Annotated in this window: 11 protein-coding genes; 7 read left to right on the top strand and 4 right to left on the bottom strand. The window is 70.8% G+C overall.

Annotated features, from left to right (window positions below):
* Window positions 1-84: 84 nt before the first annotated feature.
* Window positions 85-561: a MarR family winged helix-turn-helix transcriptional regulator gene (locus OG407_RS34735; RefSeq protein ID WP_405863400.1), complete on the top strand. Its 477-nt coding sequence runs from the start codon at window positions 85-87 to the stop codon at window positions 559-561.
* 258 nt (window positions 562-819) lie between these two features.
* On the opposite strand, the gene OG407_RS34730 is transcribed toward OG407_RS34735, so the two are convergent.
* The 3 genes from OG407_RS34730 to OG407_RS34720 all read right to left on the bottom strand — a co-directional run bounded on the left by OG407_RS34730 (window position 820) and on the right by OG407_RS34720 (window position 4,555).
* A complete protein-coding gene (locus OG407_RS34730) occupies window positions 820-2,058 on the bottom strand; it encodes an MFS transporter (RefSeq protein ID WP_405863399.1) in 1,239 nt (412 codons plus the stop codon).
* Between the two features lie 294 nt (window positions 2,059-2,352).
* Entirely contained in the window at window positions 2,353-3,309 is a 957-nt protein-coding gene (gene meaB / locus OG407_RS34725; RefSeq protein ID WP_405868775.1) for a methylmalonyl Co-A mutase-associated GTPase MeaB, read from the bottom strand.
* A 43-nt stretch (window positions 3,310-3,352) separates the two neighbouring features.
* Complete coding sequence (locus OG407_RS34720) at window positions 3,353-4,555, bottom strand: acetyl-CoA C-acetyltransferase (protein WP_405863398.1); 1,203 nt, start codon at window positions 4,553-4,555, stop codon at window positions 3,353-3,355.
* A gap of 149 nt (window positions 4,556-4,704) precedes the next feature.
* Between OG407_RS34720 and mce the strand changes: the two genes are divergently transcribed.
* The 3 genes from mce (at window position 4,705) to OG407_RS34705 (ending at window position 10,332) form a co-directional block, all read left to right on the top strand.
* Complete coding sequence (gene mce, locus OG407_RS34715) at window positions 4,705-5,145, top strand: methylmalonyl-CoA epimerase (protein WP_019073152.1); 441 nt, start codon at window positions 4,705-4,707, stop codon at window positions 5,143-5,145.
* Between the two features lie 209 nt (window positions 5,146-5,354).
* Window positions 5,355-9,203 (top strand): polarized growth protein Scy, encoded by a 3,849-nt coding sequence (gene scy / locus OG407_RS34710; RefSeq protein ID WP_405863397.1) that lies wholly within the window; start codon window positions 5,355-5,357, stop codon window positions 9,201-9,203.
* Window positions 9,204-9,396: 193 nt separating this feature from the next.
* Window positions 9,397-10,332, top strand: coding sequence for a cellulose-binding protein (locus OG407_RS34705; RefSeq protein WP_033285426.1), 936 nt, complete (start codon window positions 9,397-9,399; stop codon window positions 10,330-10,332).
* An 88-nt stretch (window positions 10,333-10,420) separates the two neighbouring features.
* Here OG407_RS34705 and OG407_RS34700 read toward each other — a convergent pair whose 3' ends face one another.
* Window positions 10,421-10,987 (bottom strand): TetR/AcrR family transcriptional regulator, encoded by a 567-nt coding sequence (locus OG407_RS34700; protein WP_405863396.1) that lies wholly within the window; start codon window positions 10,985-10,987, stop codon window positions 10,421-10,423.
* Window positions 10,988-11,112: 125 nt separating this feature from the next.
* Between OG407_RS34700 and OG407_RS34695 the strand changes: the two genes are divergently transcribed.
* Genes OG407_RS34695 through OG407_RS34685 form a run of 3 tightly spaced genes read left to right on the top strand, consistent with a single transcriptional unit; the run spans window position 11,113 to window position 14,230 of the window.
* On the top strand, window positions 11,113-12,477 hold the full coding sequence (locus OG407_RS34695; RefSeq protein ID WP_405863395.1) for an MDR family MFS transporter: 1,365 nt from the start codon (window positions 11,113-11,115) through the stop codon (window positions 12,475-12,477).
* 9 nt (window positions 12,478-12,486) lie between these two features.
* Complete coding sequence (locus OG407_RS34690; protein ID WP_405863394.1) at window positions 12,487-13,458, top strand: ABC transporter ATP-binding protein; 972 nt, start codon at window positions 12,487-12,489, stop codon at window positions 13,456-13,458.
* Between the two features lies 1 nt (window position 13,459).
* Complete coding sequence (locus OG407_RS34685) at window positions 13,460-14,230, top strand: ABC transporter permease (RefSeq protein ID WP_405863393.1); 771 nt, start codon at window positions 13,460-13,462, stop codon at window positions 14,228-14,230.
* Window positions 14,231-14,247: the final 17 nt, after the last annotated feature.

Here is a 14,247-nt window from a genome sequence, read left to right as displayed (position 1 = left end):
TGCGGAGTGTGACGTCGAACGTGTGCGCGCCGTCACGCCACCCCTCACTAGTTCGCCTTTCAACATTTTAGGTAGACTTCATTTATGGAGACCGAGACGGCCACGCGCTGGCTGACCGAAGAGGAGCAGTGCGCCTGGCGCACCCACCTGGAGGTCAACAGGCTGCTGACGTACCAACTGGAGAAGGATCTGCAGCCGTTCGGCCTGACGATGAACGACTACGAGATCCTGGTGAATCTCTCCGAGGCGGAGGGCGTACGGCTGCGGATGAGCGACCTCGCGGCTGCCACGCTCCAGTCCAAGAGCCGCCTCTCGCACCAGATCACCCGGATGGAGAACGCGGACCTGGTCCGCCGGGAGAACTGCGAGTCGGACCGCCGGGGCCTGTACGCGGTGCTGACCGACCACGGCCTGGAGACGATGCAGAAGGTCGCGCCCCACCATGTCGCCTCCGTACGCCGCCACTTCATCGACCTGGCCACCCCCGAGGGCCTCTCGGACCTCAGCAACACCCTGAAGCCGATCGCGGAACACCTGCGAGGCCAACGGGGACGCCCCTGACCGTCCGTCGGAGCGGGGCCGTTCTGGGGGCTGCCGCCCCCAGACCCCCGCATCGGCCCTGAAGGGGCCTCGTCCTCACACGCCGGACAGGCTGAATAGTGCCGACCTGCGCCGGAGAGGCCCCGGACGGGCCGGATTGCGCCGGCCTGCGTTGGACGGGTGCCGGACGGGCTGGACTACGCCGACCTCGTCGCGAGACCGGGTCCGTTGCAATCCGGTGCACGACGGCGCCCTTGTCCTTAGGGGCGCGAGGCTGTATCAATTTACGGCTCCGCCGCGTGGGCGCGACCAGCCACGACGCACCGGCACCCAAGACACAACCCCCGCACCCCCCGCCACCACCCCGGCGATCACAAAACAAACCCCCAACGGCACCCGCCCCACAAGCAGCCCCGTCGCCATCGACCCACCCGAACTCCCCGCGTTCACCGCCATGTTGACCCACGCCCCCGCCCGAGTCCGCGCCTCCGGCAGAGCCACCTCGTCGGCGAGCAGATACGCGGTGGTCAACGCCGGCGCCACAAAGAACCCCGCACACCCCACAGCCACGGTGAGCGACCACACCCCCGAGGCGAACCCGGCGGCAGCCAACGTCAGCCCCAGCCCCAACGCGGCCCCGGACAACCGAACCCGCGCGGCCGTACGCCAGTTGACCGCCCCGTTCAACAGCCCACCCACCGCACTGCCCGCCGACACCGCCGCCAGCACCCAGGGCACGACATCGTCGCCGTACCCCCGCTGCTCCACGAACGCCATCACCAACAGGTAGACCGCACTCAACGCGAGCCCCATCCCCCCGGCCACGACCACCGGACCGAGCAGCCCACGCACCCGGGCCGGCCTCAACCCCCGCCCGGCGCCCGCGGATACGCGTACTCCGGACAGCGCGGGTGACATGACGAAGGCGGTCGTCCCGGTCACGACGAGGGCCGCGCTGAGCAGGACCCCGGCAGCCGGTGGAGCGATGGTGAGCAGCGCGCCGACCGCCAACGGGCCAATGACGTACAGGAGTTCCTCCGCGACGCCGTCGAGGCTGTACGCGCGCTGCAACAGCCCGCGGTCACCGACGAGTTCGGCCCACACGGAGCGCATGGTGGGTCCAAGTGGGGGCGCGCACATGCCCGTCAGCGCGGCCACGATGCCGAGCACCACCTCCGGCGTCCCGGGACTCCAGGTCACCGCCGCGAGGACGCACAGGAGACCGCCGTAGAGCATCGCCATGGGGAGGAGGGCGCGGCGGGGGCCGTGGCGGTCGACCAGGGCCGCGCGCAGGGGGAGCAGGAGGACGGTCGCGGTGCCGAAGACGGCCATGATCGTGCCGGCGGCGGCGTAGGAGCCGGTGGCGCGGACGACCGCGAGAAGGACCGCCGGGGAGACCGTTCCGTACGAAAGACGGCCTACGAGCGCTGCGGCGAACGTGCGGCGCGCGTACGGGACTTGGAGTACGGCGGCATACGAAGGGCACGCCGAAGTCGGCGTGGAAGAAGACGCGGACATGCGAGATGTTCCTCAACTGGAGGCAGGAGAAGGGGACGCCTGTGTGCCGCGCGACGGCGATGCGACTGGTGTCTGCCGTGCGCGGGCCTGGGCGGGCCCTATGCCAAGAGGAGGAACACGTGGGGCAACCTAACAGCGGGGGACGGGAGTTGACCAGGGATTTTTGCCGACCAGGCGTCGTCGACACCGGCGCCGACCGTCGCCCTCAGGGACGCGACCGGCCGCAACCGGCCCGCGCTCGCCGTGCGAGCGCACCCGGCAGCCGAGAAGGCGCCCGGCACACCCGCACCCACGTCACCCCCGCGTGAGCCCCGCCACCAGCTCGTCCGCCGCCCGGTAGGGATCCAGCTCCCCCGCCACGATCCGTTCCGCGAGCGCGCTGAGGCGGCGGTCTCCGTGGAGGTCCTCGATGCGTTCGCGCAGGGCCGTGACGGCGATGGCCTCCACCTCGCGGGCGGCTCGGGCGCGGCGGCGCTCCGCGAGGACTCCGTGCTCCTCCATCCACGCCCGGTGCTTCTCCAGCGCCTCGACGACCTCGTCGATGCCCTCGGCGCGGGAGGCGACCGTCTTGACGATCGGGGGGCGCCAGTCGCCGGGGCCGCGGGACTGGCCGAGGCCGAGCATGTGGTTCAGCTCGCGGGCGGTCGCGTCGGCGCCGTCGCGGTCGGCCTTGTTGACGACGTAGACGTCGCCGATCTCCAGGATTCCGGCCTTCGCCGCCTGGATGCCGTCGCCCATCCCCGGGGCCAGGAGCACGACGGACGTGTCCGCCTGCGAGGCGATCTCGACCTCCGACTGGCCCACCCCGACCGTCTCCACCAGGATCACGTCGCAGCCCGCCGCGTCGAGGACGCGGATCGCCTGCGGGGCGGACCAGGCGAGGCCGCCGAGGTGGCCGCGGGTGGCCATCGAGCGGATGTAGACGCCGGGGTCGGAGGAGTGGTCCGACATGCGGACGCGGTCGCCGAGCAGGGCGCCGCCCGAGAACGGCGAGGACGGGTCGACGGCCAGGACGCCGACCCGCCTGCCCTGCTTGCGGTACGCCGTGACCAGCGCGGACGTGGACGTGGACTTGCCGACGCCCGGCGAGCCGGTGAGGCCGACGACGTACGCCCCGCCGGTCAGCGGTGCGAGGGTCGCCATGACCTCCCTGAGCTGCGGGGACGCCCCCTCCACCAGGGAGATCAGCCGGGCCACGGCCCGCGGCCGGCCTTCCCTGGCCTGGGCCACCAGCGAGGCGACGTCCTGCATCACGGCTCCGATCCCTTGCGGATGTGCGAGAAGGTACTGCTGCTCAGGCCTTGGGTACCCGCACGATCAGCGCGTCACCCTGACCGCCGCCGCCGCACAGTGCCGCCGCGCCGACCCCGCCGCCGCGCCGCTTGAGCTCCAGGGCGAGGTGCAGGACCAGGCGGGCGCCCGACATGCCGATGGGGTGGCCCAGGGCGATGGCGCCGCCGTTGACGTTCACCTTTTCCGTGGACACCCCGAGGTCCTTCATTGACTGCACCGCGACGGCGGCGAAGGCCTCGTTGATCTCGATCAGGTCGAGGCTCTCGACCTCCAGGCCCTCCTTCTTCAGGGCGTGCAGGATCGCGTTCGAGGGCTGCGACTGGAGGGAGTTGTCGGGTCCCGCCACGTTTCCGTGGGCGCCGATCTCGGCGATCCACTCCAGGCCCAGCTCCTGCGCCTTGGTCTTGCTCATCACGACCACGGCGGCGGCGCCGTCCGAGATCTGCGAGGAGGTGCCGGCGGTGATCGTGCCGTCCTTGGTGAACGCGGGGCGGAGCTTGCCGAGCGACTCGACCGTGGTCTCCGCGCGGATGCCCTCGTCCTTGCTGAAGACGACGGCCTCGCCCTTGCGCTGCGGGATCTCGATGGGCGTGATCTCCGCTTCGAAGACTCCATTCTGCTGGGCGGCGGCGGCCCGCTGGTGGGACAGGGCCGCGACCTCGTCCTGCTCCGGGCGTGCGATGCCCAGGCGCGTGTTGTGCTTCTCCGTGGACTCGCCCATCGCGATGTTCTCGAAGGCGTCGGTGAGGCCGTCGTGGGCCATCGCGTCGAGCATCTCGATCGCGCCGTACTTGTAGCCCTCACGGGACTTGGGGAGCAGGTGGGGGGCGTTGGTCATGGACTCCTGGCCGCCCGCGACGACGATCTCGAACTCACCTGCACGGATGAGCTGGTCAGCGAGCGCGATGGCGTCGAGGCCCGAGAGGCACACCTTGTTGATGGTGAGCGCGGGGACGCTCATGGGGATGCCCGCCTTGACGGCGGCCTGGCGCGCCGGGATCTGCCCTGCCCCGGCCTGGAGCACCTGGCCCATGATCACGTACTGCACCTGGTCGCCACCGATACCCGCACGGTCGAGGGCGGCCTTGATCGCGAAGCCGCCGAGATCGGCTCCGGAGAAGGACTTCAGGGAGCCCAGCAGGCGTCCCATGGGCGTCCGGGCGCCCGAGACGATCACCGAGGTCGTGCTGTTCGTTCCAGACATGAGGTGCGATCCCCTTCCAGCGTGTTTCAGCTGAGGAGTGAACGAGGGTTTACTTGAAATGTACTGAGCGGTAGTCCACCCCGTCATCGGGCCGTCGGTGTGATCGCGCGCACGTTGCGTAACCACCGCGCGAGCGCTGCACTACATACATGCTGACGCGAATCGACCACATCGGGATCGCCTGCTTCGACCTCGACACGACCGTCGAGTTCTACCGGGCCACGTACGGCTTCGAGGTGTTCCACTCCGAGGTCAACGAGGAGCAGGGCGTGCGCGAGGCCATGTTGAAGATCAACAACACGGACGACGGCGGCGCCTCCTACCTCCAGCTCCTCGAACCCACCCGCGAGGACTCCGCCGTAGGAAAGTGGCTGGCGAAGAACGGCGAGGGGGTCCACCACATCGCCTTCGGCACGGCGGACGTCGACACGGACTCCGAGGACATCCGCGGGAAGGGCGTACGCGTTCTGTACGAGGAGCCCCGGCGCGGCTCCATGGGGTCACGGATCACGTTCCTGCACCCAAAGGATTGCCATGGCGTACTGACAGAACTGGTCACTTCGGCGCCTGTTGAGTCACCTGAGCACTGACCCTCGTACATATGGGCCGGTAGGGTTGGGGTCGGTCGTCGCTCGCAACCAGGGCAACGGCATGCCGGGGTCCGGGTTTCGGGGGGCGAGCGTCGGGCAGCAGCCCATGCTCCGTCGTTGATCTGACACCATTCCCCGGGAGCACCGTTCGGTGGATGGACGGCGCTCGTTGGAGTAAACCGCGACCAGGGGACGGATGGGACCGCGCAGTGCGGGGCTACGAACGCCAGGAGCGAGAGCCGGCGGCTGACGTCGACCACCTCTCTCGGTTCGAGGCCGAGATGGAGCGGCTGAAGACCGAGCGGGAAAAGGCGATCCAGCATGCCGAGGACCTCGGCTACCAGGTCGAGGTGCTGCGCGCCAAGCTGCACGAGGCGCGCCGCACCCTCATGTCCCGACCGGCTTACGACGGCGGTGACATCGGCTATCAGGCCGAGCAGATGCTTCGTAATGCCCAGGTCCAGGCCGACCAGTTGCGGCAGGACGCCGAGCGGGAGCTGAGCCAGGCCCGCGCGCAGACCCAGCGCATCCTCCAGGAGCACGCCGAGCAGGCCGCGCGCCTCCAGGCGGAACTGCACCAGGAGGCGGTGACCCGGCGCCAGCAGCTCGACCAGGAGCTGGGCGAGCGCCGGCAGACCGTCGAGTCGCACGTCAACGAGAACGTGGCGTGGGCCGAGCAGCTCCGCGCCCGCTCGGAGTCGCAGGCCCGCCGGCTCGTGGACGAGTCGCGCGCCGAGGCCGAGCAGGCGCTGGCCGCCGCCCGCGCCGAGGCCGAGCGCGTCGCCACCGAGGCCCGGCAGCGGCTGGAGATCGACGCCGAGACGGCCCGCGCGGAGGCCGAGCAGCTGCTGCGCCGCGCCCGCACGGACGCCGAGCGGCTGCTGAACGCGGCGTCCTCGCAGGCCCAGGAGGCCACCGACCACGCCGAGCAGCTGCGCAGCTCCACGGTCAACGAGTCGGATTCCGCCCGCCGCCAGGCCACCGAGATGAGCCGGACCGCCGAGACGCGCATGGCCGAGGCCGAAACCTCACTGCGTGAGGCGCGCCTTGAGGCGGAGAAGGTCCTCAGCGAAGCGAAAGAAGCCGCCGCCAAGGCCCTCGCGAGCGCCGAGTCGGCGAACGAGCAGCGCACCCGGACGGCGAAGGAGCAGGTCGCCCGGCTGGTGACGGAGGCCACCAAGGAGGCCGAGTCCACCAAGTCGGACGCCGAGCAGGTCGTCGCCGAGGCCCAGGCCAAGGCCGACAAGATCGTCGCGGAGGCCGAGGAGAACGCGCGCAGCCTCACCGCCGAGGAGACCGCCTCCCAGCTCGCGAAGGCCGCCCGTACCGCCGAGGACGTCCTCGACAAGGCGTCCGAGGAGGCCAAGAACACCACCAAGGCCGCCACCGAGGAGGCCGAGCGGATCCGCTCCGAGGCGGAGACCGAGGCCGACCGGCTGCGTGCCCAGGCGCACGACATCGCCGAGGGGCTCAAGGGCGCGGCGAAGGACGACACCAAGGAGTACCGGGCCAAGACGGTCGAGCTGCAGGAGGAGGCGCGCCGGCTGCGCGGCGAGGCCGAGCAGCTGCGGGCCGACGCGGTCGGCGAGGGCGAGCGCATCCGCGCCGAGGCCCGCCGCGAGGCCGTCCAGCAGATCGAGGAGGCGGCCAGGACCGCCGAGGAACTGCTGTCCAAGGCCCGCGCGGACGCCGACGAGCTGCGCCAGAGCGCCACCACGGACAGCGAGAAGGTCCGCACCGAGGCCATCGAGCGCGCCACCACGCTGCGCCGGCAGGCCGAGGAGACCCTCGACCGCACCCGCAAGGAAGCCGAGCGGCACCGCTCGGAGGTCATCGAGCAGTCCGAGGGCATCAAGGCGGACGCCGAACAGGCCGCACGCGACCTGCGCGACGAGACCGAGCGGGCCATAGAGGCGCGCCGCGAGGAGGCCGCCGAGGGCCTGACGCGGCTGCACACGGAGACCGAGGAGCGGCTCGCCGCTGCCGAACAGGCGCTCACCGACGCCCGGGAGGAGGCCGAGCGGATCCGCCGCGAGGCCGCCGAGGAGACCGAGCGCCTGCGTGGCGAGGCCGCCGACCGCATCCGCTCCCTCCAGGCGCAGGCCGAGGCGGAGGCCGACCGGCTGCGCAACGAGGCCGCGGGCGACGCGTCCGCGTCCCGCGCCGAGGGCGAGGCCATCGCCGTACGCCTGCGGTCCGAGGCGTCGGCCGAGGCCGAGCGGCTCAAGACCGAGGCGCAGGACACCGCCGACCGCGTCCGCGCGGAGGCCCAGGCCGCCGCCGAGCGGCTGGCCACGGAGGCGTCCGAGACGCTGGCCGCCGCCCAGGAGGAGGCCGTACGGCGTCGTCGTGAGGCCGAGGAGCTGCTCGGGTCGGCCCGTGAGGAGGCCGGGCAGGAGCGCGAGCGGGCCCGCGAGCAGAGCGAGGAGCTGCTGGCCTCGGCGCGCAACCGCGTCGAGGAGGCGCAGTCCGAAGCCGTACGGCTGGTCGAGGAGGCCGACCGGCGCGCCACCGAGATGGTGTCGGGCGCCGAGCAACACGCCCAGCAGGTACGGGAGTCCGTCGCCGGGCTGCACGAGCAGGCACAGGAGGAGATCGCCGGGATCAGGTCGGCCGCCGAGCACGTGGCGGACCGCACCCGGCGCGAGGCGCAGGAGGAGGCGGACCGGGTCCGCGCCGACGCGTACAGCGAGCGCGAGCGGGCCACCGAGGACGCCAACCGCGTCCGGCGCCGGGCGGCCGAGGAGACGGACGCCGCCAAGGCCCTTGCGGAGCGCACCGTTTCGGACGCCATCGCGGAGTCCGAGCGGCTGCGGTCGGAGTCGGCCGAGCACGCCCAGCAGGCGCGCACCCAGGCCGCGGACACGATCGCGCAGGCCGACCAGGACGCGGCGCGGGCCCGTGCCGACGCCCGCGAGGACGCCAACCGGATCCGTTCGGACGCGGCGACGCAGGCCGACACCCTCATCACCGAGGTGACGGCGGAGGCGGAGCGGCTCCAGACGGAGACGATCAACGAGGCCGAGCGGGTGCGCTCGGAGGCCGTGGCCAAGGCCCAGAAGCTCGTCTCGGACGCGACCGGGGACGCGGAGCGGCTGCGTGCCGAGGCCGCCGACACGGTGGGTTCCGCGCAGCAGCAGGCCGAGCGGATCCGCAACGAGTCCAACCGGCTCAAGGCGGACGCGGAGGCGACGGCCGAGCGGGTCACCTCGGCGGCGCGCGAGGAGTCCGAGCGGACACTGGACGAGGCCCGCAAGGAGGCCAACAAACGGCGCTCCGAGGCGGCCGAGCAGGTCGACACCCTCATCACGGAGACCGCGGCCGAGGCCGACAAACTCCTCAACGAGGCCCAGCAGCAGGCGCAGAAGACGACGGCGGACGCCGAGGCGCAGGCCGACTCGATGGTCGGCGCGGCCCGCCACGAGGCCGACCGGCTGGTGTCCGAGGGCACGGTCGAGGGCAACTCCCGGGTGGAGCAGGCCCGTACGGACGCGGACGAGCTGTTGGTCGGCGCGCGCCGGGACGCCACCGCCATAAGGGAGCGGTCCGAGGAGCTGCGCGACCGCATCACCACCGAGATCGAGAACCTGCACGAGCGGGCCCGCCGTGAGTCCGCCGAGACGATGAAGTCGGCCGGCGACCGCTGCGACGCGCTCATCAAGGCCGCCGAGGAGCAGCTCGGCAAGGCCCAGATGAAGGCCAAGGAGCTGGTTTCGGAGGCCAACTCCGAGGCGGGCAAGGTCCGTATCGCCGCCGTGAAGAAGGCCGAGGGTCTCCTCAAGGAGGCCGAGCAGAAGAAGTCCACGCTCATCCGCGAGGCCGAGGAGCTGAAGGTGGAGGCGATCCGCGAGGCCCGCCGCACGGTCGAGGAGGGCAAGCGCGATCTGGAGGTGCTCGTCCGCCGCCGCGAGGACATCAACGCCGAAATCTCCCGTGTCCAGGACGTCCTGGAAGCGTTGGAGTCTTTCGAGGCCCCGACAGCGGCGAAGGACGGCGCGGTCAAGGCGGGAGCCACGGCGGGCGCAACTCGTTCGGGTGGCAAGTCGGTTGAAGGCTAGTGGAAGCTAGGAACCTCCTGTGAGGTTCGGGCGTTCTGGGGCCTTTGACCCGGTCCTTGGCAAGCGGTCCGACGGTTAGCCACTCAAAAGGGGTGTCATTCTCCAGATCAAACACGCATCCGCTCGATGACACACCGCTTCGGCCCCTAGGATTCCACCTATCACCTCACCGGTCTCATTCGACAGGAACCCCATGAGCGACACTTCCCCCTACGGCTTCGAGCTTGTGCGGCGTGGGTACGACCGCGCTCAGGTGGACGAACGCATCTCGAAGCTCGTCTCCGACCGTGACAGCGCTCTGGCCCGTATCACTGCTCTTGAAAAGCGCATCGAGGAGCTCCACCTCGAAACGCAGAACGCCGCGGCCCAGGTAAGCGACGCCGAGCCGTCGTACGCCGGCCTCGGCGCGCGGGTCGAGAAGATCCTCCGCCTCGCCGAGGAAGAGGCCAAGGACCTGCGTGAGGAGGCACGGCGCGCGGCCGAGCAGCACCGCGAACTCGCGGAGTCCGCTGCCCAGCAGGTCCGCAACGACGCAGAATCGTTCGCTGCGGAGCGCAAGTCCAAGGCGGAGGACGAGGGCGTCCGGATCGTCGAGAAGGCCAAGAGCGACTCCGCCCAGCTGCGGGGCGAGGCCCAGAAGGACGCGCAGCAGAAGCGCGAGGAGGCCGACGCCCTCTTCGAGGAGACCCGCGCCAAGGCCGCGCAGGCCGCCGCCGACTTCGAGACGAACCTCGCCAAGCGGCGCGAGCAGTCCGAGCGCGACCTGGCGTCGCGTCAGCAGAAGGCCGAGAAGCGCCTCGCGGAGATCGAGCACCGCGCGGAGCAGCTCCGGCTTGAGGCCGAGAAGCTGCGTACGGACGCGGAGCGTCGCGCCCGTCAGACGGTGGAGACGGCTCAGCGCCAGGCCGAGGACATCGTGGCCGACGCGAACGCCAAGGCCGACCGGATCCGTTCGGAATCCGAGCGCGAGCTGGCCGCCCTGACGAACCGTCGCGACAGCATCAACGCCCAGCTGACGAACGTGCGCGAGATGCTCGCCACGCTCACCGGTGCCGCGGTGGCCGCCGCGAGCTCGCCGGTCGAGGACGAGCCGATCTCTCGTGGAGTTCCGGCTCAGCAGTCCCGGTAAGCAAGCGATTGCCAGTGAGTATGTGAACGCCGGCTGAGGCCCGCATTCCCTTCGGGGGTGCGGGCCTCAGCCGTGTCCCGGCGGTGTCTCAGCCGTGTCCGGCCAGCAGGGGCAGGTACACGTCGTCGACGATCCCGACGAGGACGGCGTCGGCGACCGGGTCCCGGGAGAGGACCATCTCGTACCGCAGCAGCTCCGCGGGGACGGTGACGGCCCGTCGGGGGAGGTCGGCGGTGGGGATCTCGCCCCGCTTCACGGCCCGCTGAAGCAGCGTCAGCAGGATGTCGTGCATGATCCCGAAGACCTTCGGGTCCAGGTCGGTCGCCTCCCCGAGCAGGCCCCGGATGACGTCCGGGCCGAGTTCCCGCTGCCGCTCGACCATCAGCCGCAGCAGGGTCAGCACGTCCTCGCGCAACTCCCCGGTGTCGGGCACCTGGTCGACGATGAAGCCGGTGCGGTGCGGCAGGGCGGCCTTGACGAGTTCGGCGCGGTTGGCCCAGCGCCGGTAGAGGACCTGCTTGCCGGTCCTGGCCCGGGCCGCGACGCCCTCCATGGTGAGCCGGGCGTAGCCGACAGCGGCCAGCTCCTCCCAGACGGCGTCCAGGATGTCGGCCTCCAGCGCGGCCCCGCGCCGCCGCGTCTGCTCTGCGGCCATCACCGGCACCCCTGACTCCCACTAGGAGACCTTGCGTCTCTTATCGGATCCAGTCTAACGTGGCCCTTTAGAGACGCACCGTCTCTAAAGGCGCCTCCAAAGGTGTCTCCAAAGGGGGAACCGTCATGCCCGACACCACCGTCCGCCCCGCCGAACACCTCGACCCGGCCGTCCGCAAGCTCGCCGGCATCCTCGTCCTCGGCGCCCTCGCCCCGCTCCTCGACAGCACGATCGTCTCCATCGCCCTGCACACCCTGGGCCACGACCTGGGCGCCTCCACGACGAGCCTGCAATGGGTCAGCACCGCGTATCTCCTGGCCCTCGCGACGGTCGTCCCGGTCTCCGGCTGGGCCGTCGAACGCTTCGACTCCCGCCGCGTCTGGCTCGGCGCGCTGACCCTCTTCCTCGCCGGATCGCTCCTCTGCGGCCTCGCCTGGAACATCGACTCGCTGATCGCCTTCCGGGTGATCCAGGGCATCGGCGGCGGACTACTCCTGCCCGTGCTCCAGACCCTGGTCATGCGGGCCGCCGGCGGACGCAGCCTCGGCCGCCTGATGGCCGTGATCACCCTGCCCGCCATGGTCGTACCGATCCTCGGCCCGGTCGTCGGCGGCCTGATCGTCGGCCACCTCAGCTGGCGCTGGATCTTCTACGTCAACCTGCCCGTCTGCCTGCTGGCCCTCGCCCTGGCCTGGCGCGGCGTCCCGAAGGACACCCCGCGCCCCGGCCACCGCCTGGACCTGACCGGCCTCCTGCTCCTCTCCCCCGGCCTCGCCGCCCTGGTCTACGGCCTCTCCGAGACCGGCGTGGCCCGCGCGACGGCGATCCCGGTGGGCGCCGTACTCATCGCCCTGTTCGCCCGCCACGCGCTGCGCGCCCGCGAACCCCTCGTCGATCTACGGCTGTTCCAGGACCGCGCGTTCGCCGTCTCCTCGATCCTGACGTTCCTGAACGGGCTCGCCCTGTTCGGCGGGATGTTCCTGCTCCCCCTCTACTACCAACAGGCGCGCGGCGAGGGCGTGATCGCGGCCGGGCTGCTGCTGGCGCCGCAGGGTCTCGGCAGTCTGCTGGCCCGGGTCACCGGCCCGCTGACCGACCGGCTCGGACCGCGCCCGGTCACCGTGGCGGGGATGCTGCTGTGCGCGCTGGGCACCCTTCCCTTCCTTCTCCCGCACCCCGGTGGAGCGCTGCTCCTCGGCGCGCTGGTCGTGCGCGGGCTCGGGGTGAGCGCGGCCAACATGGCGGTCATGGTGGGCGCGTACCAAGGTCTCGACCGGGCCCGCATCCCGCACGCGAGCACCACCGTCCGGATCGTGCAGCAGCTCGGCGGGTCCGTCGGCACGGCCGTACTGGCGACGGTCCTCGCGCACGGGCACGGCGGCTCCGCCTTCCCGCACGCGTTCGCCTGGGCGACGGCGTTCACGGTTGTTGCCTGCCTCGTCGGACTCTGTTTGCCCGTTCGGGTGGCATCCGCCGAACGCCCGTCTTAGCGTGGCCGCATGATCGAGCTTGAGGGGCTGACCAAGCGGTACGGCGAGAAGGTGGCGGTCAACAACCTCACCTTCGCCGTCCGACCCGGCATCGTCACGGGCTTCCTCGGCCCGAACGGCGCCGGCAAGTCGACGACGATGCGCATGATGCTCGGTCTCGACCGGCCGACCGCCGGTGACGTGCGCATCGACGGCCAGCACTACGACCAGCTCAAGGACCCGCTGACGTACATCGGCGCCCTCCTCGACGCCAAGGCCATGCACGGCGGGCGCAGCGCCTTCAACCACCTGCTGTGTCTCGCGCAGAGCAACGGCATCTCCAAGGCCCGGGTGCATGAAGTACTCGACACCGTAGGTCTCACCGCCGTCGCGAAGAAGAAGGCCAAGGGGTTCTCGCTCGGCATGGGCCAGCGGCTCGGCATCGCGGGCGCGCTGCTCGGCGATCCGGAGATCCTGATGTTCGACGAGCCGGTCAACGGCCTCGACCCCGAGGGCATCCACTGGATCCGCAACCTGATGAAGTCCCTTGCCGCACAAGGCCGTACGGTCTTCGTCTCCTCGCACCTGATGAGCGAGATGGCGCTGACGGCCGATCACCTCGTCGTCATCGGCCAGGGCCGGCTCCTCGCCGACACCTCCATGGCCGACTTCATCCAGCAGAACTCGCGGTCCTACGTCCGGATCCGCACCCCGCAGCGCGAGCGGCTGCTCGATGTCCTGCACCAGGCCGGGATCACCGTGGTCGAGTCCGGCAGCGGGGTCCTCGAAGTCGACGGGGGCAACTCCGAGCAGATCGGTGAGCTGGCCGCGTCGCACCAGCTCGTGCTGCACGAGCTGAGTCCCCAACAGGCCTCCCTGGAGGAGGCGTTCATGCAGTTGACCGCGGAGTCGGTGGAGTACCACGCGCATTCCGACGCACCACCACCCCCCGTGGCACCTGCTCAGCAGCAGGGCTGGGGCGACGGCTGGAAGAAGGGCTGACATGGCGGCGACCCAGGTCATCCGCTCGGAGTGGACCAAGATCCGTTCCGTCGCGTCGACGGTGTGGACGCTCTCGCTGGCCGTGGTGGTGACGATCGGGCTCGGCATGCTGATCTCGGCGCTGTCGAAGAGCCAGTTCGACGACATGAGCGCCAAGGACAAGCTGTCCTTCGACCCGACGTTCATCAGCTTCGCCGGGATGAGTCTCGGCCAGCTCGCGATGATCGTGTTCGGGGTGCTCGTCGTGTCGAACGAGTACAGCACCGGCATGATCCGCACCTCGCTCGCGGCCGTCCCGCAGCGCGGCACCTTCCTGTTCAGCAAGATCGCGGTGGCCACCGGGCTGTGTCTCGTGGTCGGCCTGGTGACGAGCTTCCTCACGTTCTTCCTCGGGCAGGCGATGCTCGGCTCCCACAGGGCGGAGATCGGCGACCCGGGTGTGCTGCGCGCGGTGATCGGCGGCGGGCTCTACATGACCCTGATCGCGCTGTTCTCCATGGGCGTCGCCTCGATGCTGCGCTCGCCGATGCTGTCGCTGGGCATCCTGATGCCGTTCTTCTTCCTGATCTCCAACATCCTCGGCAACGTCTCCGCGACGAAGAAGGTCGGCCAGTACCTGCCCGACCAGGCCGGCAGCAAGATCATGCAGGTGGTCACCCCGGTCGACGACTCGGCGCCGTACGGCCCCTGGGGCGGGTTCGGGATCATGGCCCTCTGGGTGCTCGCCTCGCTCGTCGGCGCCTACGTCCTTCTGAAGCGACGGGACGCCTAGCTTCGGGCCTCGGCTTC

The sequence above is a fragment of the Streptomyces sp. NBC_01515 genome (genome assembly GCF_045040345.1).
GTDB lineage: Bacteria > Actinomycetota > Actinomycetes > Streptomycetales > Streptomycetaceae > Streptomyces.
Note: the sequence above shows the minus strand (reverse complement) of the source record. Positions and strands in the feature narration are given on the sequence as shown.